The sequence below is a fragment of the Anaeromyxobacter oryzae genome, assembly GCF_023169945.1.
Lineage (GTDB): Bacteria > Myxococcota > Myxococcia > Myxococcales > Anaeromyxobacteraceae > Anaeromyxobacter > Anaeromyxobacter oryzae.
On sequence record NZ_AP025591.1, the window covers coordinates 785,587 to 810,641 of the forward strand.

Genomic DNA, 25,055 nt, shown 5'->3' on the forward strand with positions numbered 1-25,055 from the left:
TCTCCGATAGCTAATCGCCGAGCAGATCGCCGAGGCCGAGCCCGCCCTGGCGGCCCTGCTGCGACGGGAACAGCGGGAACAGCGCGCCGGCCAGGGACCGGAGGTTGCGGGTCTGGAGCCAGACCTCGCCGGGGCCGGCGAACTCCGCCACGAGGGCCTCGCCCGAGAGGATGGACCGGACCCATCCCCGGCGGCTCGCCTTGCGGACCTGGTACGGCATGGCCGCGTCGAACGCCACGATGTGCCCGGTGTCGACGACGTACCGGGCGCCGGGCGGGAGCGGGCGGCGCACGATCGCGCCATAGGAGGAGAGGAGCGCGGTCCCCCGCCCGCTCATCCGGATGAAGAACAGCCCCTCTCCTGCGAAGAGCCCGCGGAAGCCCGCGAACTCCGTGTCGAGCTGCACGTCGGGATCCGACCCGAGCCACGACGAGGACTGCACGAGGAGCGCGCGGCCGGCGAGCTCCACGCCGACCACGTCCCCCGGGACCGGCGGCGCGAGGAGCACCTCGGCCGGGCCGCCCATCGCGGTGAACGTCGAGACGAAGAGGGACTCGCGCGTGACCATCCGCTTCAGGGCGCCCATGAGGCCGCCCTGGAGCTCCGACTGGAGGTCGACGTTGCCGCTCATCGAGATCATCGCGCCCGACTCGGCCCGGACCGCCTGGCCTGCGGCGAGCTCCACGCGCGCGGCGGCGAAGGCGTTGCCGCCGACGACCTGCCAGCGAAGGCTGCCGGTGGCGACCGGCGCCGCGGCGAGCGGCGCGCCGCAGGCGGCGCAGGTCGGGGCGGCGGGGACCTCGGCTCCACAGGTGGGACAGCGCATCGGGGGCCGAGTCTACACGTGGACCGGACGCCCGGGGGCCGGAAGCGGCGGGGCGCGCCGCCGACCCGCGCGGCGTGGGGCCGTCCGCCCGCGAGGGTGGTATGAACGGACCGTGCTCACGCCGGACATCGCCCGCGCGCGGATCCTCGCCGCCCTGGCGGACGTCGCCCCCCTCGCCGCCGAGCGCGTCCCCCTCGCCGCAGCGCTCGGCCGCGCCCTCGCGGAGCCGCTCGTCTCGAATCGCGACCTGCCCGCGTTCGACGCGTCGACGATGGACGGCTACGCGCTCCGCGCGGCGGACGCGCCCCGCGCCGGCGCGCGCCTGCCGGTCGCGTTCGGGGTGTTCGCCGGCCGCCCGGCGCCGGGGGCGCTGCCGCCGGGCGCCTGCTGCCGGATCTTCACCGGGGGCGTCCTGCCCGCCGGTGCGGACGCGGTCGAGATGCAGGAGGAGGTCCGGCGGAGCGGGAAGGCCGCGCTGTTCGGGCGCGCCGCGGTCGCCGGTCGGTACGTCCGGCCGCGCGGCTCCGACCTCGCCGCCGGCCAGGTGGCGCTCCCCGCCGGCGCAGTGGTCGACCCGGGCACGATCGGCCTCGCAGCGGCGATCGGACGGACGGAGCTGCTCGTCCGGCGGCGGCCGCGCGTCGCGATCCTGCCCACCGGCGACGAGCTCGTCCCTCCAGGCCAGGTCCCGGGCCCCGGGCAGCTCGTCGAATCGAACGGGCTCGCCCTGGCTGCCGCGGTGACGGCCGCCGGCGCCGAGCCGGTGCTGCTCCCGACCGCGCGCGACGACGCCGCGAGCCTCGCGGCCTCCCTCGCGGGGGCGAGCGGCCTCGACGCGCTCGTCACCTCGGGTGGCGTCTCGGTCGGCGAGCGGGACCTCGTCCGCGCAGCCCTGGCGAGCGCCGGCGCCCGCCTCGACTTCTGGCGCGTCGCGCTACGGCCCGGGAAGCCGTTCACGTTCGGGCGCTGGGACCGGACGGCGGTCTTCGGGCTGCCCGGCAATCCCGCGAGCGCGCTGGTAACCTTCGAGCTGTTCGTTCGTCCCGCGCTCCGCGCGCTCGCCGGCCTCCCCGGCGACGGGCGCGTGCGCGTGGAGGGCCGCCTCACCGCCGCGCAGGAGAAGCCGCCGGAGCTGACCGTGTACCTCCGGTGCCACACCCGGCGGCGGCGCGACGGCGGGCTCGAGCTCGAGCCGCTCAGGACGCAGACGAGCGGCAATCTCACGTCCATGGCCGGCCACGACGCGCTCGCGGTGCTGCCCGCGGGGCGCTCCCGGCTGCCGCGCGGCGCGCGCGTGACGGCGATCCTGCTCGTCCCGCCGCACGCTTCGTGAGAACACCCCCCGTCCGTGTCGAGGCGCTGCGCGCGTGTGTCCAGCCTCGCCGCGCCCGGGCGTGCCCCTTCCTCAAAGGTCGCGGAAACATGGCACACGCGCTGATTGGCTATGCGCCGGCGGGAGGTGTTATCACTCGCAGCGTGCGGGTGCCGCGAGTGGAATGGCGGGATCCGAACATCACCCACCGTGACATCCCTGGAGCGACCGATGGCCGCACTCGCAGACAAGTTCGCCGTCAACCTGAAGAGCGAACGTCTCCGCCGCAAGCTCTCCCAGGAGGCGCTCGCCGCGAAGGCTGGGCTCTCCGTCTCCTACATCTCGATGCTCGAGCGCGGGCAGCGGACGCCGCCGCTCGACACGCTCGAGTCGCTCGCGAAGGCGCTCGCGGTCTCGCCGACGTCGCTCCTGTCGTAGCGGTTCACGCCTGCGGCCGGCCGGTTCCGCGCCGCGACATGGGCCCCCCGCCCGCCCGCCCCCGGCGGGCGGGAGCGGCCCAGGCGAGCGCGCCGCGGTCCGCGTGGCATCCACGCCCGGGATCGCTTATCTTCCCCGCGGTCCAACGACGACGACACGGTCGCGAAAGGGAGATGGAATGGCGCGCATGGTGATGTGCAAGAAGCTCGGCAAGGAGCTGCCGGGCCTCACCTTCAAGCCGTTCCCGAACGAGCTCGGTCAGCGGATCTACGACAACATCTCCCAGGACGCCTGGAAGCTGTGGCTCGAGCACTTCAAGATGATCCTGAACGAGTACCGGCTCTCGGCCGCCGACCCGCGGACGAACGAGATCCTCTTCCAGCAGGCGGAGCAGTTCTTCTTCGGCGAGGGCGCCCAGCTCCCGCCCGATTACCGTCCGCCGCCGTCGAAGGGCTAGCGCCCGCCGGCGGCGCTCCGGGCGCCTCGTGCGCGGCGACGGCGACATCCTCCTCCTCTCGACGTACGAGCTCGGCCACGCGCCGCACGGGCTGACGCTCCCCCGCGCCTTCCTCGAGCGCTCGGGCTTCCGTCCGGCGTGCATCGACCTCGCCGTGGAGCCGCTCGACGCGGCACGGGTCCGGGCGGCGCGTCTCGTCCTCCTCTCCGTCCCGATGCACACCGCGCTCCGGCTCGGGCTCGAGGCCGCCGCGCGCGTCCGCGCCCTGAACCCCGGTGCGGTGATCGGCTTCCACGGTCTGTACGCACCGCTCCACGCCGAGCTCCTCGTGGAGGCGGGCGCCGCGGCGGTGCTGGGGGGCGAGTGCGAGGAGGCCATCGTGGACCTGGCGCGCGCGGTGGAGCGCGGCGAGGACCTGGCGCCCTTCGTCTGGCGCGGCGGGGCGGCGGCGCGGATCGAGCGGCTCGCATACCCGGTCCCGAGCCGCGCCGGGCTCCCGTCCCCGGCGCGCTACGCGCGGCTCGCGGCGCCGGACGGCGACGAGCGGCTCGCGGGCTACGTCGAGGCGACGCGCGGCTGCAAGCACCTGTGCCGCCACTGTCCCATCCCCGCGGTCTACCGCGGCCGCTTCGTCGCCGTCCCTGCCGAGATCGTGCTCGCCGACGTCGCGCAGCAGGTCGCGGCCGGTGCCCGCCACGTCACCTTCGGCGATCCGGACTTCCTGAACGGCCCGACCCACGCGCTCCGCGTCGCGCGCGCCCTCCATGCGCGGTTCCCCGACGTGGGGTTCGACTTCACCGCGAAGGTGGAGCACCTCGTCGGCCAACCGGACGTGGTGGCCGAGCTCGGCGGCCTCGGGGCGGTGTTCGTCACGTCGGCCGTGGAGTCGCTCTCGGACCGCGTCCTCGAGAAGCTCGCGAAGGGCCACACGCGCGCCGACGCGCTCCGCGCGTTCGACGTCTGCGCCGCCGCCGGCCTGCCGCTCCGGCCCTCGCTCCTCCCCTTCACGCCGTGGAGCACGCTCCAGGATCTCGTGGACCTCGTGGACGTCCTCGAGGCGCGCGGGCTCCTCGGGCACGTCGATCCCGTCCAGCTGTCGATCCGGCTCCTCGTGCCGCCCGGCTCGCTCCTCGAACACGATCCGGACATCGCGTTCGAGGGGCTCGATCGCGCCGCGCTCACCTGGCGCTGGCGCCACCCCGACCCGCGGATGGACGCGCTCCAGCCGCGGATCGCCGCGGAGGTCGAGGCCGGCGCCGCGCGCGGCGAGCCGCCCCTCGAGACGATCGCGCGCGTGCGGAGCCTGGTCCTCGCCGCTGCGGGGCTGCCGCACGAGCACGTGCGCGTCCTCGCGCCGGATCAGCGGCGGGTGCCGCGGCTCACCGAGTCGTGGTTCTGTTGAGCGGAGCCCCGGGCCCTTCAGGTTGAAGGGCTGACGACATCCTGGAAGAAGTAGGGGACTGACGGCGAGGCCAGCTCGAGACAGGGCCTTCCATGGAGCAGCTGCCTTACATCGACGAGCACAGTCAGCGGCTCGACGCCCCCGCCGACGTGGCCTGGACGGCGCTGTTGAAGGTCCTGCGCCGCACGATGGGCGGCGGTGCGCCGATCGCGCGGCTCCTGGGCTGCGACCCCGCGCAGGGCACGGCCGAGTTCGCCGGCCGGCCCGGGGAAGCGGTGCCGGGCTTCCGGGTGGTCGAGGCCGAGGCCGGCCGGCGGCTCGCCCTGCGTGGTCGCCACCGCTTCGCCGAGTACGCGTTGACGTTCATTCTCGACGGCGACCGCCTGCGCGCGCAGACGCACGCGGCGTTCCCCGGCGTCCTCGGCCGGCTCTACCGCGCCGCGGTCATCGGGAGCGGCGGCCACCGGCTCGTGACCCGGCGCCTGCTGCGGCAGGTCGCCCGCGCGACGTGATCGATCCTCACCACGCCGCGTCCATGGCGAAGGACGCAAAGGAGTACGGCCTTGAGATTCGACGCGTTCGCATTCGGCGAGATCCGCATCGACGGGGTGACCTACGAGCACGACGTGGTGATCGAGCGAGGCAAGATCCGAAAGCGCAAGAAGAAGCCATCCAAGAAGTACCGGGACGCGTTTGGCCACACGCCCGTGTCCGTCGATGAGGACATCCCCTGGCGGTGCAGACGCCTGGTCGTCGGCACGGGGCACGAAGGAGCGCTGCCCGTCATGGACGAGGTCAAGCTCGAGGCCGAGCGACGCAAGATCGAGCTGCTCATCCTGCCGACGGCTCAGGCCATCGAGACATTGAGGAAGCGCCCCGACGACACGAACGCGATCCTGCATGTCACCTGCTGAGGCTAGCGCTCCGCACGCCGACCAGGCATCGGCTGGCCAATCGGGAGGAGCACGAATTCGCACCTCGCCGCGCGCTACCGCACGCGCCTGAGCCTCGTGACCGCGTAGGTCGCGAAGTCCTTGCCGGGCAGCGCGAGCGAGAAGGTCTCGACGGCGCGGCCGACCGTCACGCCACCGGCAGCGGCATCCGGATGTCGAACCGGAGGCGTGCGTGGGCCGCGCGCAGCGCCGACTCGACGTCCGCCGGCGCCTCGCCCTTCGCGAACAGGAAGCCGAGATAGCTGTCGCCGTCCGGGAGCGGCACGACCTCGTGCCCCTCGGGGACCGTGATCACGACGTCCTCGACGCCCGGCACCGCCCGCGCCGCCTCGACGCCCGCGACGCCGTGCAGGATCCCGCGGCGCGGGATGGGGAGCATCATGACCCCTGACGCCCGCGCCTCCCGCCGGACCTGCGCGAGCGGCAGGCCCATCGCGTGGGCGACGAGGATCTCCTCGAGCGTGAGCCCCGCGCCGAAGCGGAGCGTCCGCGAGCAGAGCCCGCCGATGGACCGCGCGGCGATCTCCAGGATCACCGGCCCCGACGGCGCGAGGCGCAACTCCGCGTGGACCGGCCCCTCGACGAGGCCGAGGGCGCGAGCACCCTCGCCGATGATCCGGGCTGCCTCGGCCTGGAGCGCGGCCGGATGGCGCGAGGGCGTGACGTAGATCGTCTCCTCGAAGTACGGGCCGTCGAGCGGGTCCGGCTTGTCGAAGAGCGCGAGCACCTCGAGCCGGCCGCTGCGGAGGAGCCCCTCGAGCGCGATCTCCGCGCCCGGCACGAAGGCCTCGATGAGGACGCGTCGGTCCGCGCCGTCCTCGCGCGCGCGGCGCTCGGCCTTGGTGGCCGCGAGGAGGTGGGCGATGCGCCGCCACGCGGCGACGAAGCCGGCGGGATCGTCCGCACGGATGACCCCGCGGCTCGCGGAGAAGATGAGCGGCTTCAGGACGCACGGGTACGCCGTCGCGCGTGCCGCCGCCTCGGGATCGGCGTCGAGGTGGTGAAGCGCGAACGCGGGGACGGGCAGGCCGGCGTCGCGGAGCGCCACGCGCGACGCGTGCTTGTCGGCGGCGCGCCGGGCGGCCTCGGGCGGGTTCCGGGGCAGCCCGAGCCGCTCGGCGGCGAGGGCCGCGATCACGGCGGTCGCGTCGCTCGCGGGCACGATGCCGCGGATCGGCCGGTCGCGGGCGCCCTCGGCGATCTGCTCCGCTGCGCGCTCGGGGCGACGGTAGTCGAGGGAGACGAAGTCCTGCTGCGGGCCGAACGCGTCCTCGATGCGATGGCACCGATCGCTCCCGATCACGAGCGGTACGCCGAGCCGCCGCGCCGCGGCCCGGAAGTCGTCGAGCCGGTAGCTCGTGGTCGGGACGAGGAGGAGGAGCGCGCCGGCGGCGGTGGGCATCCGAAGAGTTATGCCGCCGGGGCGCCGGCGGGGCAACCTGCCTCGCGCGGGGGAGCGCGCTACCGGGGCGCAGCCTCCCGCAGCGCCGCCCAGACCGCCTCGACGTCCTTCCGCTCCGTCGCCATCGCGCCGATGGACACCCGGATCATCTGCCGGCCCTTGAGAGCGCTCGGCGTCACGTACGCGCGCCCGCCCGCGTTCACCCGTCGCGCGAGCTCGAGGTTCACCGCCGCGAGCCGCGCCTCGTCCCGCTCGCCGTCGGGCACGTGGCGCAGGCACACCGTCTGGAGGGGCACCGGCGCGAGCCGCTCCCACCCCGGCGTCCGGTCCACCTCGCCGGCGAGCCAGCGCGCGTTCTCGAGGTCGCGACGGAGGCGCGCCTGCATGCCGAGCACGCCCTCGTCGACCAGGTGGAACCACGCCTTGAGCGCGCGGAACCGGCGGCCGAGCGGGATGCCCCAGTCCCGAAAGTTCGTGACGGCGCCGTCGTGCGCGGTGCGCAGGTACGACGGGTTCGTGCTCATGACGCGGACGAGGTGCTCGGGGTCGCGGACGTAGAACGCGCTGAAGTCGAGCCCGATGCCCATCCACTTGTGCGGGTTGAAGACGAGCGAGTCCACGCGCTCGATGCCCGCCCACATCCAGCGGCACTCGGGCAGCACCATCGCGGTGCCGGCGAGCGCGGCGTCGACGTGCACCCACATCCCGTGGCGGGCGGCGACGTCCACCATCGCCGCGAGCGGATCGAGGGCCGTGGTGGCGGTCGTGCCGATGGCGGCCACCAGGGCGCAAGGGCGCCGCCCCGCGGCGACGTCCTCGGCGATGGCCCGCTCGAGGAGGTCGATCCGCAGCGCGTGGGCCTCGTCGGTCCCGACGAGCCGGACGTTCTCCCGGCCGAAGCCGGCGAGGAGCGCCGCCTTCTCGACCGAGCTGTGCGCCTGCTCCGACGCGTACACCGTGAGCGGCGCGGCCTCGCCCTGCAGCCCGGCCCCGTTCTGCGAGAAACCGGTCGTCCGCTCGCGCGCGAGGAGGAGCGCGGTGAGCGTCGAGGTGGACGCGGTGTCCTGCACGGCGCCGGAGAAGACCGGCGGCAGGCCGACCATCTGCCGGAGCCACGCCATCACCACCTCCTCGATCTCGGTCGCGGCGGGCGAGGTCTGCCAGCTCATCGCCTGCGCGCCGAGGCCGGCGCACACGAGGTCGGCGAGGATCGAGGCGGCGCTGACGTTCGAGGGGAAGTAGGCGAAGAACGCGGGGTGGTTCCAGTTCGTGATGCCGGGCACCACCACGTCGTCGAGCGCCGCGATGGCGTCGGCGAGCCGGCCGCCCTCGGCGGGCGGCGACGCCGGGAACCGAGCGCGGATCGCGCCGGGCACGACCGGGCTCATGACCGGCAGCGAGGGCAGGCGCTCGCGGTGATCGGCGAGCCAGTCGACGAGGGCGTGGCCGAGGCGGCGGAACTCTCGATCGTCCATGGACCGGGAGTGTGCGACGGGGCACGCGCCAACGCAACGCGAGTCCGCACGCACCTCGTTCCCGTACCCGTGCCCGTGAACGTACCCGAGCCTCTCCGTGCCCGTGACCCTCGTCCCGTGGCCGCTGGGCCGTGGCCCGCTTCCGTGCCGGCCGATGGCCCTCACCTTGCCCACCGTCTTCCCTTGACCGCGCCGCACGCCACGGCTTCCATGAACCCATGCACGCCCTCGTGATCGGCGGAAACCGCTTCGTGGGCCGGCTGCTCGGATGGCGCCTGCTCGCCGGCGGACACGAGGTGACGCTCCTCAACCGCGGACGCCTGCCGGATCCGTTCGGAGCCCGCGTCGAGCGGCTCGTCGGCGACCGAACGACCGGCGACCTCGAGCGGCTGCTCCGCAAGCGCCGGTTCGACGCGGTGGTGGACCTCGCCGCGTACACCGGCGCCGACGGGCGCGCCATCGCGGACCTGCTCCGCGACCGCGCCGGTCACCTCGTGATGGTCTCGACCGGGCAGGTCTACCTGGTCCGCGAGGGCTGCCCCCGCCCCGCACGCGAGGAGGACTACGACGGTCCGGTGATGGGCCGCCCCGCCGATCCCGTCGATCTCGAGGACTGGGAGTACGGCATCGGGAAGCGCGCGTGCGAGGACGCCCTCGCCGCGGCGGCGCTGGACGGCTTCCCGGCGACGCGCGTCCGGATCCCGATGGTCAACGGAGAGCTCGACTACTTCCGGCGGATGGAGGGCTACCTGTGGCGCCTCCTCGACGGCGGGCCGGTGCTGGTCCCCGATGGCGGCGCGCACCAGCTGCGGCACGTCTACGGCGGCGAGGTCGCGCGCTTCCTCTGCGAGATCCTCGGCCGCGAGGAGACCTTCGGGCGGGCGTACAACTTCGCGCAGCAGGAGACGCCCACGCTGCTCGAGCTGCTGGAGCGGCTCCGCGCGCTCCTCGGGAGCCGGGCCGAGCTCCGGCCCATCGCGGCCGCGCGGCTCGCAGAGGCGCGCCTCCCGGTGCTCGACGTCTCGCCGTTCAGCGGCCGCTGGATGTCGTTCCTGGATCCGGGCCGGGCGGAGCGGGAGCTCGGCCTCGTGCACGCGCCGCTCGAGCGGGGGCTGGCGAGCATCGTCGCGAGCTTCCTCGCGCATCCGCCGGCGGATCGCCCGCCGGGCTACGCGCGGCGGGACGCCGAGCTGCGGCTCGCCCGCGACGCGTGACGGATGGTTCGTGCCGGGCGTTGCGGTCCGGGCCGCCCCGTGCGAGCGTCGGAGCCTCTCGTCCGCGGAGGCCCGCATGGTCCGTCCGGTCCGTCCCTCGCTCGCCCTCGCCGCCGGCCTCCTCGTCGCGTGCGCGTCGTCGCGGCCGCCCGCGGCCGTACCGGCGACGTCGGCGCCCGCCGCTGCTGCAGCGCCGGCCGCCGCGCCCGCCTCGCCCGCCTCGCCCACGGCAGCGGTCCCTGACGAAGCGCCCCCGCTCCTGCAGCTCCCCGGGGACGTCCACCCGGTCCGCTACGCGCTCCGGCTGGAGCTCGATCCGGCGCGGGACGCCGGCTTCCGGGGCCAGGTGGAGATCCAGGTCGTGCTCGACCGCCCGCGGCAGACCGTGTGGCTCCACGGGAACGCGCTCCGGGTCACCGCCGCCGCGGTCGTCGCCGGCGCGGAGCGGCTCCCGGCGACGTGGCGCCAGGTGACGCCCTCCGGGGTCGCGCGCCTCGATCTCCCGCGCGCGGTGGGTCCCGGGCCCGTGACCCTCCGGCTGGCCTGGGAGGCGCCGTGGGGCGGCGGGCGCGGCGCCGCCCGGTACGGGAAGGCGCCGGAGCGGTTCGTCGCGACGCAGCACGAGCCCGTGGACGCGCGCCGCGTGTTCCCCGGGTTCGACGAGCCGCGCTTCAAGACGCCGTTCGAGGTGACGGTGGACGCGCCGGCCGACCTGCTCGTCGTGTCGAACGCCTCCGAGGAGGGCGCCGAGGCCGCGGGCTCGATGCGGCGCGTCCGCTTCGCGGCGACGGACCCGCTCCCGACGTACCTCGTCTTCGTCGCCGTCGGGCCTTTCGAGACCGTGGACGCGACGCTTCCGCCGAACGGGCTCCGCAAGCGGCCGCTGCCGGTGCGCTTCGTCGTCCCGCGCGGTCGCGGCGGGGACGTCGCGTTCGCGCGCGAGGCCGGCTCGGCCCTGCTCGTCGAGCTGGAGCGGTACTTCGGGATGCCCTTCCCGTATCCGAAGCTCGATCAGCTCGCGATCCCCGGCTTCCTGGTGGGCGGAATGGAGAACGCCGGCGCCATCGCGTACCGGTCCGAGCTCCTGCTCCGGAACGCCGCCACGGACGGGCCGCTCGCGCGGCTCGGCGCGGCCGAGGTGCTCGCCCACGAGATGGCCCACCAGTGGTTCGGGGATCTCGTCACGCCGGCGTGGTGGACCGACATCTGGCTGAACGAGTCCTTCGCGACGTGGATGGGGATCCGCGCCGTCCAGCGGTGGCGGCCGGAGCTCGGGGCCGAGCTCGCGTTCCAGGAAGACGCCGCCCTCGCGTTCCGCGTGGACGCCCTCGGCAGCACGCGCGCGATCCGCAAGCCGCTCGATCGGATGGAGGACGTCGAGTCCCAGTTCGACCTGGTGAGCTACCAGAAGGGCGCCGCGGTCCTCGCGATGTTCGAGCGCTGGCTCGGCGAGGATCGGTTCCAGGACGGGATCCGCCGCTACCTCGCCGCGCGGCCGCACGGAACGGGATCGACGAGCGCCCTCCTCGCCGACCTCTCGATCGCCAGCGGGCGCGACGTCGCCGGCCCGCTCGAGACCTTCCTCGATCGACCTGGCGCGCCGCTCGTCGAGGCGCGGACGCGCTGCGAGGCCGGCCGGGGCCGCCTCCTCCTGTCCCAGTCGCGGTCGGTGCCGCGCGGCTCGGCGGCGGCGCAGGACGGCACGTGGCAGGTGCCGGTCTGCGTGCGGTGGTCGACGGCCGGGCGCGAGGACGAGCGCTGCGTGCTCCTCGCTGCGCGCGAAGCCTCGGTCGACCTCCCGGGCGGCTGCCCGGACTGGATCTTCCCGAACGCGGGCGCGGCCGGCTACTACCGCGTCGCGCTCTCGCCCGAGGATCTCGCGCGCGTCCGGGCCCGGGCGCTCCCGCGGCTCTCCGCCCCGGAGCGCGTCGCGCTCGCGGGATCGATCCGCGCCGCGCAGCAATCGGGCGCCCTGCCCTACGCCGACGCCCTCGACGCCCTCGGCGCGCTCGCGGGCGATCCGGAGCCTGCGGTCGCGGCGCAGGGGATGGCCGCCCTCTCGTTCGCGCACGACCGGCTGGTGACGGACGCGCTCCGCCCCGCGGTGGCGGCCCGCATGCGCGCCCTGTACCGCCCCGCCCTCGATCGGCTCGGCTGGAACCCGCGCCCCGGCGAGCCGCCGCAGGTGCGCGAGCATCGCGCCGCGCTCGTCGCGCTCCTCGCGCGCGTCGGCGCCGATCCGGCGGTGCGACGAGAGGCGGCGCGGCGCGGCGCGGCGTGGCTCGGCCTCCCCGACGGGACGCTCCACGCCGACGCAGTGAGCCCGGACCTCGCGGCGGTCGCGGCGGAGCAAGCGATCCGCGCGCGCGGCGCGCCGGCGTTCGACGCCGCGGCGGCCCGGCTCGCGGCGTCTCGGGATCCGCAGGTCCGGATGCGGCTGGTCCGCGCGCTCGCGTCCACGGAGGATCCCGCGCTCGACGCCCGCGCGCTCTCCTTGCTGCGGAGCGACGACCTCGACCCACGCGAGCGGATCGTGCCGCTCCGGCAAGTGCTGGCGGACGCCGGCCCCGGCGTCCGGGACCGCCTCCTCGACGCGCTCGTCTCGGACGTGGACGGCTTCGCGCGCGGGATGGGGTTCTTCACCGCACAGGTGCCCGCGATCGCGGCGGGCGCGTGCCGCGCCGAGGACGCCGACCGGCTCGAGGCGGCCGTGCGGCCGAAGCTCGAGGCGTATCCGGAGATGGCGGTGTCGCTTGCCCGCACCGCGGAGTCGATCCGGGTCTGTGCCGCGGAGCGCGAGGCGGAGCGTGGGCCGGCCGCCGCGTACTTCGGGCGGCGGTGAGCGGACTAGTGGCCCGGCCGCGCCATCCCGCGCCGCACCTCGGCGAGGAACCGGGCCGGCTCGTCGGGGGTCACCACGACCGGTCCGGCGGCCGTGTCGAGGAGCACGTACTGGCAGCGGCTCGTGAGGCCGTAGAGCTGGAATGACCCCAGCGCAGGCGCCCAGAACCGGCCGTAGCGGACGCCGAACCCCGACGTGCCGGCGCTGCGGACGAGCCCGGCGAGCCGCTCGGCCGGGAGCGGCTCGGCGGCGTGGACGTCACCGAGCGGGATCTCGAGGTCCTCCGCGCCGTTGCGCTCGATGGCGACGGCGCCGTCGCGGACGGCGATCGCGCGCGGGCCGCGCGACCAGGCGCTCCACGCGATCGCGCCGACCGCGAGCGGGATGGCGGCGAGGAGCGCCGCGAGGAGCCAGAGGTGCGTCCGGCGCGAGCCCGCCTCCGTCGCGATCGCGTCCGGCGCCCCCCGGTGCGCACCCGGCGCGGCGGCGAGGAGGGCCTCCACGAAGGCCGAGGCCGGCTCGGGCGTCAGGACGAACCGGGTCGAGGCGGTCGAAACGAGGACCAGCCCGTCGCGCCGCGTGGCGTAGAGCCGGAAGTCCCCCAGGGCGGGCGCCCGGAAGCGGCCGTAGTGACCGAACACGCCCGCCGTCCCCATCACCTTCCACGTGCGCCGGAGCGCCTCTCGCGGGAGCGGCGCCACCATCCGTACGTCGTCGAGCGGGATCCGGACCGGCGCACCGAGGTTCCGCTCCACCCGCAGCTCGCGGGTGTGCCGGTCGACGACGAAGTCGCGCGGCGCCCACGCCCAGGCGAGCGCGACGGTGACGAGGAGCAGCGCCGGGACGAGACCGCCGAGCGGCCCGGGCGCCTCCGCGGCCACCATCGCCCGCGCGGTGAAGACGCCGATCGCGGCGATGAGCACGAGGAAGAACGCGGTCGAGATCCGGAGCGAGCGATCCCATCGCGCGGTGAAGCGGCGCATCGGACGATGCTACCGCGCGCCTTCCCCGGCACCCCGTGGGAGGAGCGGCTCCACCAGACCTACGCCGGGGCTTGCCGCCCTACACCAGGCGCATGGTTGTCTGCCTGCGTACCATGCTCACGTGACACCCAGGCACGGTACACACGGTCCACGGTCCGTGAATTCAGGCGCACCCCGGTCCGGCGTGGTTCCAGCGCGCCGGTGCCGACGGACCGCGAACCATGTCGCATCAAAACCCACCCGATCGGAAGGGACAACCAGGCATGAAGAAGACGCTCACCACCCTCGCAGCGCTCGTCGCGGCCGTCGGCCTCACCCTGACGGCCTGCGGCCCCGCCTCCCCGAACGGCTCGAGCTCGACGCTCTCCGGCGTCGTCTCCGCCAACCAGGCGGTCTCCGCGGTCACGGTCAGGGACGCCTCCTCGCCCGCCCAGCAGGTCACCGCGACCGTCGACCCGAGCGGCATGTACTCGGCCGACGTGACCGGGCTCCACGCGCCCTACCTGGTCGAGGCGCAATGGACCGACGCGTCGGGCACGCACGCGATGTACTCGCAGGCGCCGCAGGCCGGGACCGCCAACGTGAACCCGGTCACCGACGCCGCGGTCCGGAAGGGCTCGCACGGCGGAGACGACGGCTCGGGTGAGACCGGCCCGAGCACGGACTTCGAGGCCATGATGAGCCAGCTCGGCACGGTGCTGAAGCCGCTCTTCGATCTGTACGGCGTCACGAACCCGGCGACCGATGACGGCGCCGCGTCGACCGGCCTCCGCGCCCTCCTCCACGACGTGAAGTTCTCCGTCGCGTCGGGCACGCTCACCGTCACGAACGTGCAGACGGGCGGCGTGATCTTCTCCGGCCCGCTGAGCAACCTCTCCTCCGGCACCTTCCACCCCGAGAACCTCCCCACGCCGTCGACGCCGACGCCCCCGGCGATCTGCACGGCGTTCACGTACACGTCGTGGATGCCTGCCACCTGCCCGACGAACGGCCAGCAGACGCGGACCGTCCTCTCTTCCTCGCCCGCGGGCTGCACGGGCGGCGCTCCCGTCCTCACGCAGACCTGCACGCCGCCCGCCCCCGCGCCGGCGCCGACCTGCACGGCCTTCGCGTACACGTCGTGGATGCCCGCCACCTGCCCCACCAGCGGCCAGCAGACGCGCACCGTCCTCTCGTCCTCGCCCGCGGGCTGCACCGGCGGCGCTCCCGTCCTCACGCAGACCTGCACGCCCCCCGCCCCGCCGCCGCCGGCGACCTGCTCGGCCTTCACGTACACCGCGTGGGCGCCGGCCACCTGCCCCACCAGCGGCCAGCAGACGCGCACCGTCCTCACGTCCTCCCCCGCGGGCTGCACCGGCGGCGCTCCCGTCCTGACCCAGACCTGCACCCCGCCCCCGCCGCCGCCGGCGACCTGCTCGGCTTTCACGTACACCGCGTGGGCGCCGGCCACCTGCCCCACCAGCGGCCAGCAGACGCGCACCGTCCTCACGTCCTCCCCCGCGGGCTGCACCGGCGGCGCTCCCGTCCTCACCCAGGCCTGCACGCCGCCCCCGCCGGCGATCGACGGCGCGGCGCTCTACACGCAGTCCTGCGCCGGCTGCCACGGCGCCCTCGCCTCGAGCAACCTCAAGGGGAAGAACATCTCCGTCTCGCTCATCAAGAGCATGGGGATGACCCAGGGCCTCACGGACGCGCAGCTGCAGGCGATCGTGACCGCCGTCGGCCCGTAGGCCCGCCGGCTCACGGTCCGCGAGAGCGGAGCCTCGGGGCGCCCCGGCATCGACCGGGGCGCCCCTCTTCGTTGGTATCCTGCGCGTCCCATGCCGCCTCGCCTGGGCGCCCTGCTCGCGGTCGTGTTCTGGGGAATCTCGTTCGTCGCCACGAAGGCGGTCGTCGTCGAGATCGCACCCGCGGCCCTCGTCTTCCTCCGCGCCGGGCTCGGCACCCTCCTGCTGCTCGGGATCCTGGCCCTCCGCCGCGAGAGGGCGTGGCCGCCCCGCGACGCCCTCCCGTCGCTCGCCGCGATGGGCTTCGTGGGCGTCGCCTTCCACCAGCCCTTGCGCTGCTGTACGTCGAGCCGCTCGTGACGCTCGCGGCCGCCGCGGCCCTGATCGGCGAGCCGGTCGGGGCGACGACGGTGGTCGGGGGGCTCGTGGTGCTGGGGGGCGTCGCGCTCGTGCAGGCCGGATGAGCCGCGTCCGGCGCCCCTCACCGAGGGGCCACCGTGACCGTCAGTCAATCAACTGTGCGAAAATGGTGGACGGGGCTCCTTCCGCATGGTGTGCTCCCGCGCCGGACGGTCGCTCGGCCGCGAGGCTGGGGGCTCGGGCACCTGGGGGAAACGCCCGGCTCGACCATCCGCCTCTCCAGCTGCTCTCGCGGTGCTCCGCAGTCGCTCGCGCAGCGGGCGCATCCAGACCCCCGGCTCCAACCCGAGGTGAACATGTTCCGGATCCGACTCCTGGCGGCCGTGGCAGCGCTGAGCGCCCTGGCCGCGTGCAAGAGCTCGAGCAAGTCGTCGAACCCGCCGGCCCCGCCGCTCACCGTGACCGCGAGCGTCCTCGCGGGCTCCGTGTCGTCGCCGAGCGGCGGCGTCGCAGTGAAGGCGAACGGCACCAACACGGTGCGGATCAGCGTCGCCGGCTCCACCAAGGGGCCGATCCAGCTCGGCACCGTCGCCGGCACGTTCACCAGCGGCTCGACCACGATGTCGGTCGACCTCACCTCGCCCAGCGCGGTGCTCACGGTCTGTGACGCGCGCGCGTCCTCCGGCTGCGTCGGACCGCAGACGATCTACGCGGTGGACGGCAACGGCGCGCTCGGCTCCGTCTCCCTCGCCTTCGTCGGCTACGAGACCACCTGCAACGACGGCAAGGACAACAACGGCGACGGCAAGATCGACTGCGCCGATCCCGACTGCGCCCTCCTCGCCTGCGTGACCGCCGGCGGCGCCGCGGGCGCGTGCCAGAACTCCGTCTGCGCGACCGGAGGCACCTCGACGTGCACGAGCACCGGCCCGACGGAGACCTGCAACAACAACCAGGACGACAACTGCGACGGCAAGATCGACTGCGCCGACACTGCCACGTGCGAGGGCCAGCCCTGCAAGCTCGGCTCCCCGAGCTTCGTCTGCTCGAGCGGCGTCTGCACCGACGCGGGCTCGGGCCTCGGCCTCGCGGTCACGCCCGCCCGCACCCGCCTCCCGGCCGACGGCGCGGCCACCACCACGATCACGGTGAAGGCCACCAAGGCCGGCGAGGCCCAGGCGGGCGCGCAGCTCACCCTCACCACCGACCTCGGCGTCTTCGTGACCGGCGCCGGCACGGCGACCTCCACGACCGCGGCGACCGCGAGCGACGGCACGGCCACGGTGCTCTTCCGGGCGAGCGGCTCGGCCGGCGCGGCCCGGATCACGGCGGCGCTCACCGCCGTGCCTGCGGTGAACCAGTCGGCCTTCGTGACCATGCCGGCCCTCGGCGCGATCGTGGTCGAGTCCGTCCAGAGCCCGGTCATGGGCGTCAAGTACTCGGGGTGGAACGAGCAGAACCAGATCCGGGTCGCCCTGCTCGACACCGAGCAGAAGGCCTACCCCGACGGCCTGGCGGTGCGCTTCGAGCACCAGCAGCTCGGGCGCTCCACCATCTCGAGCCCCCTCTCCGCCGACACCGCCACCTGCCTCGCCGCGAGCGGCTGCGTCGGGTTCCTCGGCCAGACCGCCTCCCCGACCGAAACGCCCGACAGCGACGGCCTCGCGAGCGTGAACCTCTACTCGGGTACGGCGGCGGGACTCGTCTCCGTCAAGGTCACCGCCACCGCCGGCGGGGTCACCCGGAGCTTCACGCTCCAGGACATCGCCATCGTCGGCGCAAGGGCGAGCGGCGCGCACCTCTCCCTCGAGTGCACGCCCAGGAACATCCCCGTGCTGGCCTACGATCACGACTGCATCAACGCCTTCTACGGCGGCAAGCTGAGCCCGATCACCTGCACGGCGTTCTTCGCCGACCGCTTCAACAACGTGCTCGGGAAGGCGCTCCTCGCCGGCTTCGCCAGCGAGGCAGGGGCGGCCGGTCCTCCGGTCTACACGGCGCAGTACGATCCGAGCAGCGCCACGGACCAGACCAACGAGCTCGGGTTCGCGACGGACACCGTCGCGATCGACGGGTATGCGCTGCCCCGCGACGTGGACCCCGTCGCCGGCGAGCCCAGCACGGTGGTCGCCGGCGACGTCTGCACCGCCCCGCTCGCCCGGCGCCACAACCCGCGCGACGGCCTCTCCGCGATCATCGTGATGGCGAGCGGCGAGGAGGGCTTCGTCGACCTGAACGGGAACGGGGTCTGGGACGCGGGTGAGCCGTTCGTCGACCAGGGTGAGCCGTTCGTCGACGCCAACGACAACGGCGCGTACGACGGCGGCGAGTACTTCGTCGACCTGAACGCGAACGGCGTCTACGACGGGCCGAACGGGAAGTGGGACGCGGACACGACCATCTGGACCGAGACGCGCGTCCTCTACACGGGCGCGCCGGAGCCGCTCTTCACGCTCGTGAACCCGAGCCCGGTCGACGTCGACTCGACGGCCACGGGTGGCGCCAAGGCGGTCCCGACGGAGGTGGTCTTCGGCTTCCTCGACGAGAACCAGAACCCGCTCTCGCCCACGGTCACGACCTATGCGGTGTCATCCGTCAAGGGCACCTCGACGCCCACCATCACGGAGCTGCCGAACAAGCTCGACCGGCTCGGCATGGGCTTCGTGCTCAAGTACTGCGACCAGCCGGCCGGCTCCCCGACGCCGGCCACCGCGTGCGGAGCCGTGTGCACGACGTCGCCCTGCTACGTCGTCCCCTCGGTGTTCGGCTTCGGGAATCCCGACACGGGGCTGCTGTCGGTCAAGGGCGGCGCGAACCCCGGCGGCGACTCCGTGAAGCTGACGCCGACCGTCGAGACGGTCATCGGTCCTGGCACCCTGATCCAGGTGAACGTCCAGTAGCATCTGCTCGATAGCCCGGGCCTCCGCGGCCGCCGGCACCCGCCGGCGGCCGTTCCATTTCCGAGGGACGCGCAGCGGCGCGCGTCCATCCCTGCGAACCGCCGCACCATGCGGTTGGACCCCTTCTGCCCCGCCGTGCAGGGCGGCACTCGGAGCGAAAGTGTCGAGACGCCGGGCACACGCCCGGGGCTCGATGGGGGGGGACCAATGACGACCCGGCATCGTCCGATGCGAGGGAGTGGTGGCCTGCGGCTGATCCTGGTGGCGGCGTGTCTCGCGACGGCGCACCCGACCTGGGCAAGGGCGCCAGGCGGTGATGCGCCCCCGCCGCCTCCGCTGCAGCGCCAGCTGCTGGCGCTCGTGGAGGGCGGAGTGCCGGAGCCGAGCCCGTCCGAATGGCTGTCCGTGTCGGAGTGGCAAGCGCGGACCGGAATGCCGCTGGCGCCCGGCGCCCCGGTGAAGTCCGTCGAGATCTGGCGGTGCGTCTTCGCGGTCGGGTACTCCAGCGTCACCGCCGAGACCTGGACCTACCACGCCGTCTACGTCTCGCGAACGCCGCTCAAGGGAGCGCCCTCGTGGTGCACCGAGGGGTTCATCTTCAACTCGAACCCCAACGACGAGCTCGAGCCGGTCGTGGACATCGCACGCCACCCGTACCTCCCGGCGATCGTCTACGCGTACTCGACCCACTCCTGGGCATCGAACCTGCCTCCGAACTCGATCACGATCCGGCAGGTGTCCGTCGTGAACGGAGAGACGTTGCACCTGTCGGGCCTGTTGCCGTACTTCCTCTTCGACGGTGACATCTACCGGCGAGGAGGCGCGGCGCTGGAGAGCGTCGCGCTCGACGCGTTCGGGACGCTCACCGTGACGGGCCAGAAGAGCGGCGCGTTCGACGGCGAGGTCGGCTCGGGTCCTTACTTCACGGCGACCTACGCCGGCTTCCTGTTCGACCCGGCCCCGGGACCGGTCCCGAGCTCGGTCGTCGCGCACGAGTGAACGGCTCCTGACGTGTCGGGGGCCGCGCTCGGGGTGGTCAGCGCCGCGCCGCTGAGCTCGCCGGGACGCGCCAGGCGAGCTCCCGCGGCGCCTACCGGCCGCTGGCGCCGCGGGAGCTCGCCGGCTAAGAACCGCGGGTACTGCAGCCGTGGGCTACCTCGACGACAACCCGGAGTTCCACCATCAGCTGCTCCTCGTGCGCGGCGACGCGCTGTGGCTCGTGCCCGACGAGCGCGGCGCGTGGGCGCTGCCCGGCTTCGTCAGCGACGAGCAGCACACGGCGGAGGTGGAGCGGATCGCGCGCCACATGCGCGAGCGCTTCGGCATCCGCGTCGTGATCCTCGGCCGCGCCGCCACCGAGTTCGACGCCGTGGCCAACCGCGTGCGCAAGGCCGATCTGGCCGAGCCCCTCGTCGACCCCGAGCCGCGCTCGGGCCGCTGGTGGCCGCGCGCTGCGCTCGCCGCCGCAGAGGCGCCGCTGGCCGCCGACAGCCGCGCGCTCGTTACGCGCTGGGCCGCCGGCGACCTCGCCGTCGCCGAGGACACGCCGTGGAGCCGGCCCGGCTGGCACGCCGCCGCCCTCGCCTGGATCGCCGCCGCCGCCGGGCCGGTGGGCGACGTCGAGCAGGTGCGCGTGTCGGAGTTCTCGACGGTGCTGCGCGTCGACGCCGGCGGGCGTGCGCGCTACTTCAAGAGCGTCGCCGAGGCCGCCGCGCGCGAGCCGCCGGTCACCGCCGCGCTGGCGCGCCGCTCGGCGCACCTGCCGCCGGTGCTCGCGGTCGACGCGGCGCGCCGCTTCCTCCTCATGGAGGCGTTCGCCGGCGAGTCGCTCGCCGCTCCCGAGGACGTCGGCGCGTGGACGGCCGCCGCCCAGGCCTACGGCGAGCTGCAGCGCCAGTGCCTCGACGCCGTCGACGAGCTGCGCGCGCTCGGCTGCGCCGTCGCCACCGCCGCGTCGCTGGTCGAGCCGCTCGCTGCGCTCCTCGACGACCGCGACGCGCTCCTCGCCGGCGAGCCGGCCGGCCTCGGCGACGACCAGATCGCCGCGCTGCGCGCGCTCGGCCCCGAGCTCGCCGCCTCCGCCGCCGCCCTCGACGCCGGCCCCTTGCCGCTCGCGCTCGACCACGGCGATCTGTGGCCGAGCAACGTGCTCGTCGGGCCGGCCGGCTGCGCGTTCGTCGACTGGGAGGACGTGCGCGTGGCCCATCCGTTCCTCAGCCTGTTCCAGCTGCTCACCGGGGCCCACCTCGACCGCCGCTTCGCCGACCACGACGCCGCCGCGGCGCGCATCCGCGACGCGTACCTGGCCGGCTGGAGCGCCTGGGGCGGGCGCGCGGAGCTCGCGCGCGCGTTCGACGCCGCCCACGACGTCGCCGCCGTCGCCGTCGCCGTCAGCTATCGCCGCTACCCGCCGGCGGTGGTGCAGGCGCATCCGTGGATGCGCGAGATGCCGGCCTTCTGCCTCGGCCGGATCCTGGCGCGCCGGGCGGCGGCGCCAGGCCCTCGCGAATGAAGCGCGGGCGCGTCGGTATGGCCCGATCATCGGCGGCAGCTCGAGATCGTCCAGCGGCGAGAAGCGGGGGGCCCTGCGGGTGAGCCTCGGCCGGCCGGGCGCCGGCTACCCGCGACCGGCTGCCGAATGGTCGGAAGATCGCCGCGACTTCTCGTCGTGCCGGCGCGCGCTCGCGGGCGCCGAACGGTCGAGCGACGCGGCGGCGACGACGTGCTGCCCTTGGCGGAGAGGCCTGCGGCCACGCGTGGAGCGGCGGCGCACGACGTGGGCATGCGCCTTGCTCTTCTCCACGCTCGACGGCAGGCGGCGAGCGGCGACACGGCTCTCGAGCCGACCGGCCACGTGGAGCGATCATGCAAGGCGTACTTCGATTCCGCCACGTCGCGCTGCACCCGTTCCTCACGTGCCACGTGATCGGATGGCGCGGGGTGGTTCGGATCACGATCGATCTGCTCCGCGGTGAGCGGCGCACCTTCCTCTCGTACTGCGCGTTGCGCTCCGCCTAGGGATGTGATCGGCGACCCTCGCCGGCTCCGTGACCGCCCGCGCTGCTGCCGGCCCCCTCTCCTCGCGTCAGATTGCCGGTCCTCGCCGGTCTCCGGTTGCCGGCTCGCTTCCACGGCAGCGTTTCCGCTTTTCGCGAATTCGGCTGTCTTTGCTGGCGAGCGGCCTGGCGTCCGCCTCCACCCCGAGTCTCATCGCGCCACGTCCGGGATGTTGCGACGTCCGCTTCGAGGCGCGTAGCGTGGACCGCGTTCACGCCGCCGCTCGCGGCGCGTGGACGTGGGCTCGGCAGCCGAGGTCGCGCGCCGCCCGGGGCAGCTCACCGCGTGACGCCGCGAGAGTCGGAGGGTCTCCATGAGGCGTCGCGTCGCCTTGCCGGCGTTCGTCGTCCTGGTGGCGGGCGGGTGCGCGAACGGCAAGGCTCCGGAGCAGAGCGCCGGACCCGTCGCGGCGGGCGCGAGCGTCCCGTCCGACCTGACGATCGTCTGCGGCGCGGGCGGCGGCTTCACCGGCGAATGGGAGGGACGCACCGTGAAGCCGGACGGCGCCGTCCTCGCGTGGAGGGGACTCGGCGCCGAGGAGCACCCCGTCCCCGCAGGTCGCCTGTCGCCCGACGCGCGGCGCGCGCTGTGGGACGCGATCAACGCGGCGCGGTTCTTCGAGGTGGAGCGGCACGAGCCGGGGAACATGACCGCGCTCGTGCGCGTGACGGCTGGGGGCCGGACGCACGAGGCCTCGTGGCCGCTCGCCGAGGACGCGGCAGCGGAGCCCGGATCACTCGACGCGCTGTACGCGACCTGTCGAGACGTCGTCGACCGAACGGAGCGATGAGCTCGCCCGGCGAGACCGGGCGCGGCGCAGCGCTACGAGGAGGAGACCATGACGATCCGTCGCGCCTGCCTGCTGCTGCTCGTGTTGGCGCTTCCTCTCGCCTCGACGCACGCCGGCGCCCCCGCGCCGGTGCCGGGGCGGGGCGACCCGGCGGCGCCGTTCCGCGCGAAGAAGCCGCGCGCCGCGCCGGCCGTCGCCGGTGAGCGCGAGGCGCGGCTCGCGGACGTCCGCGGTCGGCTCGAGGCCGGGGTGGCGGGCTCGCTCGCCGTCGCGACCGGGCGGGACGTGCGGTCGCTCTCCTCGTCTCGCGGCGCTGCCGAGCTGGCGCGCCTGGAGCGCGGGGGTGGGCCAGCGTTCCACGTCTCCTTCCACGAGCGGACCGGCACGCCGCGGTTCATCGCCGGGGCGGACCTCCGCGCGGGCGGGTCGCCCGTCGCGGGCGTGACCGCGACCGCGCGGGCGTTCCTCGCGGAGAACCGGATCCTGCTCCGGAGCGCCGACCCCGCTGCGGAGCTCGTCGCATTCCGGACCGAGCGCGACGGCGCGGGGTTCACCGCCGTGCGCTTCCAGCAGCGGTACGCCGGGGTGGACGTGTGGGGGCACGATGCGGTCGTGCGGCTCGACGCGATCGGGAGGGTGATCGGCTTCAGCGGGGATCTCCTGCCGACGCCGACCGGCGCGAGGGCCGCCCCCGACGTCCCGGCGGCGCGCGCCGCGAAGGTGGCGGTGGGGAGGCTCGCGATCCGCGACGGCGTGATCGCGTCCGAGGAGAGCGCCACGCTCGTCCTCCTTTCGGACGACGCCGGCGTCCGCCTCGCGTGGCGCGTGGTGGTCGCGGCGGACCTCGCGTACCGGCGCGAGGTCTTCGTGGACGCGACGACGGGGACGATCGTCCGCGACGCGAGCCTCGTCCGCGACGACGGCCCGGCCACGGGGACCGGCGTCGACCTCGCGAACACGACCCGCTCCCTCGGCCTGTACCAGCTCGGGCCCGACTACCTGATGATCGACACGCGCAAGGACATGTACGACGCGGCCGGCAGCCAGATGCCCAACGCGGCGAAGGGGGCCATCGTCGTGCTCGACGCGCAGCACGGCGGCGGCACGAACCTCGTCTGCGTGAAGTCGCAGGATCCGTCCAGCTGGGGCGCGTTCCAAAACGCCGTGAGCGCCGCGACCTGGGGCGGCATCGTCTACGACTACTACCGCGATCGCCACGGGCGCAGGTCGTTCGACGGCGAGGGCGGCACGATGAGGCTCGTCGTGAACTACCAGCAGAACTACCGGAACGCGTTCTGGAACGGCGCGTTCATGGTGTTCGGCAACGGCGACGGCCAGAAGTTCAGCGACCTCGCCGGAGCGCTCGACGTGACCGCGCACGAGCTCACGCACGGCGTCGTCGAGCACACGGCGCAGCTGGTGTACGAGTCGCAGTCGGGCGCGCTGAACGAGCACTTCGCGGACGCGTTCGGCACGGCGACGGAGTTCTACGCGCGGGGGAGCGGCGGGAACTGGCTCATGGGCGAGGACGTGACGACGCCGTCCATCCCGGGCGACGCGCTGAGGAGCATGCAGGACCCGGGCGGCGCGAACGTCGTCTCGAAGCAGCCGGGCCACATGAGCGAGTACCAGGACCTGCCTCCGGACGAGCAACACGACAACGGCGGCGTGCACGTGAACAGCGGCATCCCGAACCGCGCGTTCTACCTGGCCGCGACCGCGATCGGGATCGAGAAGGCGGAGCGGATCTGGTACCGGGCGCTCACGCAGCACCTGTTCAGCAGGGCGCAGTTCGTCGACTTCCGGCTCGCGACGGTCCAGTCGGCGGGCGAGCTCTTCGGGTCGGGCTCCGCCGAGGAGCGCGCGGTCGCGTCGGCGATGGACGCGGTCGGGATCCAGGAGGGCGCGGGCACGCCGCCCACGTCGCCGCTCCCGGAGAACCCCGGGACGCCCTGGCTCGCCGTCGTCGACAGCGGGTCCGGCCGGGTCATCCGGGTCGCGCCGAGCTTCGACCCGGGCCCGAAGGACATCACCGCGACGCCGGTCGGGCCGGGCGGCAGGCCGAGCTTCTCCGACGACGGCAGCGTCTTCGCGTGGGTCGGGGCGGACGGGAACGTGTACGCCGCGACGTCGGACGGGGGGACACCCGTCGCGCTCAGCACCCAGGGCGGCTGGTGGAGCGTCGCCCTGAACGCGAACGTGACGCGCCTCGCGGCCACGAGCACGAAGGAGGACGGGCTCATCTACGTGTTCGACCTCGTGAACCCGGAGCAGAGCCGCGCGTACGAGCTGAAGACCCAGACGACGAGCGACGGGGAGGAGCCGGACCTCGTCGTGTTCGCCGACGTCATGGAGTTCACCGTGCGGGGCGACCTCCTCGTCTACGACGCGCTGAACCGGGCGACGGTGAACGGCGCCCGCTACGAGTACTGGGACCTGAGCCTCATGCGGCTCTCCGACGGCGAGACGTTCCGGCTCCTCGCGCCGCTGCCGATCGGGGAGAGCGTCGGCAACCCGGCGCTCGGGCAGAACCACGACACCCGGCTCGTGTTCGATCACGCCTCGGCGAATGGGTCGGTGGAGGTGCTCGCCCTCGACTTCGACCAGGGCAAGCTCGGGGTCGTGGTGCCGGACAACCAGGGCTCCGTCGGCCGGCCGACGTTCTCCGGCAAGGACGACCAAGTCTACTACCAGCGCCAGACCGCGCAGCGCGACGAGATCCACGTCATCTTCCTGCGCGAGGACGGGATCACCGGCGCCGGGAACGACGCGCTCTGGGCGACGGGGGCCACCTCGCCGGTCTGGTTCACGGTGGGCAAGCGGCCCTCCGCGGCCGCGCCCGCAGGAGGCGACCGACCGTGAGCGGCGCGGGCGAGGAGGACGCGCCCATCCAGCCGCCGAACATGGGCAGTCCGCG

20 protein-coding genes are annotated in these 25,055 nt (G+C 74.4%); 16 read left to right on the top strand and 4 right to left on the bottom strand.

Annotated elements, in window-relative coordinates; all coding sequences use genetic code 11:
- Positions 1-10: 10 nt before the first annotated feature.
- Positions 11-826, bottom strand: coding sequence for a TIGR00266 family protein (locus AMOR_RS03340; RefSeq protein ID WP_248358420.1), 816 nt, complete (start codon positions 824-826; stop codon positions 11-13).
- Positions 827-938: 112 nt separating this feature from the next.
- Here AMOR_RS03340 and AMOR_RS03345 point away from each other — a divergent pair, with 112 nt between their 5' ends.
- The 6 genes from AMOR_RS03345 to AMOR_RS03370 all read left to right on the top strand — a co-directional run bounded on the left by AMOR_RS03345 (position 939) and on the right by AMOR_RS03370 (position 5,349).
- Positions 939-2,159, top strand: a complete 1,221-nt coding sequence (locus AMOR_RS03345) for a molybdopterin molybdotransferase MoeA (RefSeq protein ID WP_248358421.1) — start codon at positions 939-941, stop codon at positions 2,157-2,159.
- 210 nt (positions 2,160-2,369) lie between these two features.
- Complete coding sequence (locus AMOR_RS03350) at positions 2,370-2,576, top strand: helix-turn-helix domain-containing protein (RefSeq protein ID WP_242394706.1); 207 nt, start codon at positions 2,370-2,372, stop codon at positions 2,574-2,576.
- Between the two features lie 178 nt (positions 2,577-2,754).
- The gene (locus tag AMOR_RS03355; protein WP_248358422.1) at positions 2,755-3,033 is read left to right on the top strand and encodes an oxidative damage protection protein; all 279 of its coding nucleotides are present in this window, start codon (positions 2,755-2,757) and stop codon (positions 3,031-3,033) included.
- A gap of 28 nt (positions 3,034-3,061) precedes the next feature.
- Positions 3,062-4,435: a CUAEP/CCAEP-tail radical SAM (seleno)protein gene (locus AMOR_RS03360; RefSeq protein WP_248358423.1), complete on the top strand. Its 1,374-nt coding sequence runs from the start codon at positions 3,062-3,064 to the stop codon at positions 4,433-4,435.
- Between the two features lie 92 nt (positions 4,436-4,527).
- Positions 4,528-4,947 (top strand): hypothetical protein, encoded by a 420-nt coding sequence (locus AMOR_RS03365; RefSeq protein ID WP_248358425.1) that lies wholly within the window; start codon positions 4,528-4,530, stop codon positions 4,945-4,947.
- A gap of 51 nt (positions 4,948-4,998) precedes the next feature.
- Positions 4,999-5,349, top strand: coding sequence for an MTH938/NDUFAF3 family protein (locus AMOR_RS03370; protein WP_248358427.1), 351 nt, complete (start codon positions 4,999-5,001; stop codon positions 5,347-5,349).
- 166 nt (positions 5,350-5,515) lie between these two features.
- Here the strand turns inward: AMOR_RS03370 and AMOR_RS03375 are convergent, their stop codons facing one another.
- Complete coding sequence (locus tag AMOR_RS03375) at positions 5,516-6,790, bottom strand: ATP-grasp domain-containing protein (protein WP_248358429.1); 1,275 nt, start codon at positions 6,788-6,790, stop codon at positions 5,516-5,518.
- A 59-nt stretch (positions 6,791-6,849) separates the two neighbouring features.
- On the bottom strand, positions 6,850-8,265 hold the full coding sequence (locus AMOR_RS03380) for a pyridoxal phosphate-dependent decarboxylase family protein (protein WP_248358431.1): 1,416 nt from the start codon (positions 8,263-8,265) through the stop codon (positions 6,850-6,852).
- 218 nt (positions 8,266-8,483) lie between these two features.
- Here AMOR_RS03380 and AMOR_RS03385 point away from each other — a divergent pair, with 218 nt between their 5' ends.
- Positions 8,484-9,479: an NAD-dependent epimerase/dehydratase family protein gene (locus AMOR_RS03385; protein ID WP_248358433.1), complete on the top strand. Its 996-nt coding sequence runs from the start codon at positions 8,484-8,486 to the stop codon at positions 9,477-9,479.
- A 76-nt stretch (positions 9,480-9,555) separates the two neighbouring features.
- Complete coding sequence (locus AMOR_RS03390; protein WP_248358435.1) at positions 9,556-12,321, top strand: M1 family metallopeptidase; 2,766 nt, start codon at positions 9,556-9,558, stop codon at positions 12,319-12,321.
- Between the two features lie 5 nt (positions 12,322-12,326).
- Here the strand turns inward: AMOR_RS03390 and AMOR_RS03395 are convergent, their stop codons facing one another.
- Positions 12,327-13,304 carry a PH domain-containing protein gene (locus tag AMOR_RS03395; protein ID WP_248358437.1) on the bottom strand — a complete coding sequence of 326 codons (978 nt, stop codon included), beginning with the start codon at positions 13,302-13,304 and terminating at the stop codon, positions 12,327-12,329.
- A 263-nt stretch (positions 13,305-13,567) separates the two neighbouring features.
- Between AMOR_RS03395 and AMOR_RS03400 the strand changes: the two genes are divergently transcribed.
- The 8 genes from AMOR_RS03400 (at position 13,568) to AMOR_RS03435 (ending at position 25,000) form a co-directional block, all read left to right on the top strand.
- On the top strand, positions 13,568-15,034 hold the full coding sequence (locus AMOR_RS03400; protein ID WP_248358440.1) for a c-type cytochrome: 1,467 nt from the start codon (positions 13,568-13,570) through the stop codon (positions 15,032-15,034).
- Between the two features lie 90 nt (positions 15,035-15,124).
- Positions 15,125-15,391 carry an EamA family transporter gene (locus AMOR_RS03405; protein WP_248358442.1) on the top strand — a complete coding sequence of 89 codons (267 nt, stop codon included), beginning with the start codon at positions 15,125-15,127 and terminating at the stop codon, positions 15,389-15,391.
- Between the two features lie 356 nt (positions 15,392-15,747).
- Entirely contained in the window at positions 15,748-18,291 is a 2,544-nt protein-coding gene (locus tag AMOR_RS03410; protein WP_248358444.1) for a hypothetical protein, read from the top strand.
- A gap of 372 nt (positions 18,292-18,663) precedes the next feature.
- Positions 18,664-19,290 (top strand): hypothetical protein, encoded by a 627-nt coding sequence (locus AMOR_RS03415; RefSeq protein WP_248358446.1) that lies wholly within the window; start codon positions 18,664-18,666, stop codon positions 19,288-19,290.
- A 148-nt stretch (positions 19,291-19,438) separates the two neighbouring features.
- On the top strand, positions 19,439-20,803 hold the full coding sequence (locus AMOR_RS03420) for a protein kinase family protein (protein WP_248358448.1): 1,365 nt from the start codon (positions 19,439-19,441) through the stop codon (positions 20,801-20,803).
- A 353-nt stretch (positions 20,804-21,156) separates the two neighbouring features.
- Positions 21,157-21,309: a hypothetical protein gene (locus AMOR_RS03425; protein WP_248358450.1), complete on the top strand. Its 153-nt coding sequence runs from the start codon at positions 21,157-21,159 to the stop codon at positions 21,307-21,309.
- Positions 21,310-21,661: 352 nt separating this feature from the next.
- Positions 21,662-22,138 carry a hypothetical protein gene (locus AMOR_RS03430; RefSeq protein WP_248358452.1) on the top strand — a complete coding sequence of 159 codons (477 nt, stop codon included), beginning with the start codon at positions 21,662-21,664 and terminating at the stop codon, positions 22,136-22,138.
- A 48-nt stretch (positions 22,139-22,186) separates the two neighbouring features.
- Positions 22,187-25,000 carry a M4 family metallopeptidase gene (locus AMOR_RS03435; protein WP_248358454.1) on the top strand — a complete coding sequence of 938 codons (2,814 nt, stop codon included), beginning with the start codon at positions 22,187-22,189 and terminating at the stop codon, positions 24,998-25,000.
- Positions 25,001-25,055: the final 55 nt, after the last annotated feature.

What these genes read in the sequence shown, in the direction of transcription:
- AMOR_RS03380 (WP_248358431.1), bottom strand. Translation starts at nt 8,265, where the DNA reads ATGGACGATCGAGAGTTCCGCCGCCTCGGCCACGCCCTCGTCGACTGG.
- AMOR_RS03400 (WP_248358440.1), top strand. Translation starts at nt 13,568, where the DNA reads ATGAAGAAGACGCTCACCACCCTCGCAGCGCTCGTCGCGGCCGTCGGC.
- AMOR_RS03430 (WP_248358452.1), top strand. Translation starts at nt 21,662, where the DNA reads ATGAGGCGTCGCGTCGCCTTGCCGGCGTTCGTCGTCCTGGTGGCGGGC.
- AMOR_RS03435 (WP_248358454.1), top strand. Translation starts at nt 22,187, where the DNA reads ATGACGATCCGTCGCGCCTGCCTGCTGCTGCTCGTGTTGGCGCTTCCT.
- AMOR_RS03340 (WP_248358420.1), bottom strand. Translation starts at nt 826, where the DNA reads ATGCGCTGTCCCACCTGTGGAGCCGAGGTCCCCGCCGCCCCGACCTGC.
- AMOR_RS03375 (WP_248358429.1), bottom strand. Translation starts at nt 6,790, where the DNA reads ATGCCCACCGCCGCCGGCGCGCTCCTCCTCCTCGTCCCGACCACGAGC.
- AMOR_RS03410 (WP_248358444.1), top strand. Translation starts at nt 15,748, where the DNA reads ATGTTCCGGATCCGACTCCTGGCGGCCGTGGCAGCGCTGAGCGCCCTG.
- AMOR_RS03385 (WP_248358433.1), top strand. Translation starts at nt 8,484, where the DNA reads ATGCACGCCCTCGTGATCGGCGGAAACCGCTTCGTGGGCCGGCTGCTC.
- AMOR_RS03390 (WP_248358435.1), top strand. Translation starts at nt 9,556, where the DNA reads ATGGTCCGTCCGGTCCGTCCCTCGCTCGCCCTCGCCGCCGGCCTCCTC.
- AMOR_RS03350 (WP_242394706.1), top strand. Translation starts at nt 2,370, where the DNA reads ATGGCCGCACTCGCAGACAAGTTCGCCGTCAACCTGAAGAGCGAACGT.
- AMOR_RS03395 (WP_248358437.1), bottom strand. Translation starts at nt 13,304, where the DNA reads ATGCGCCGCTTCACCGCGCGATGGGATCGCTCGCTCCGGATCTCGACC.
- AMOR_RS03425 (WP_248358450.1), top strand. Translation starts at nt 21,157, where the DNA reads ATGCAAGGCGTACTTCGATTCCGCCACGTCGCGCTGCACCCGTTCCTC.
- AMOR_RS03355 (WP_248358422.1), top strand. Translation starts at nt 2,755, where the DNA reads ATGGCGCGCATGGTGATGTGCAAGAAGCTCGGCAAGGAGCTGCCGGGC.
- AMOR_RS03365 (WP_248358425.1), top strand. Translation starts at nt 4,528, where the DNA reads ATGGAGCAGCTGCCTTACATCGACGAGCACAGTCAGCGGCTCGACGCC.
- AMOR_RS03405 (WP_248358442.1), top strand. Translation starts at nt 15,125, where the DNA reads ATGCCGCCTCGCCTGGGCGCCCTGCTCGCGGTCGTGTTCTGGGGAATC.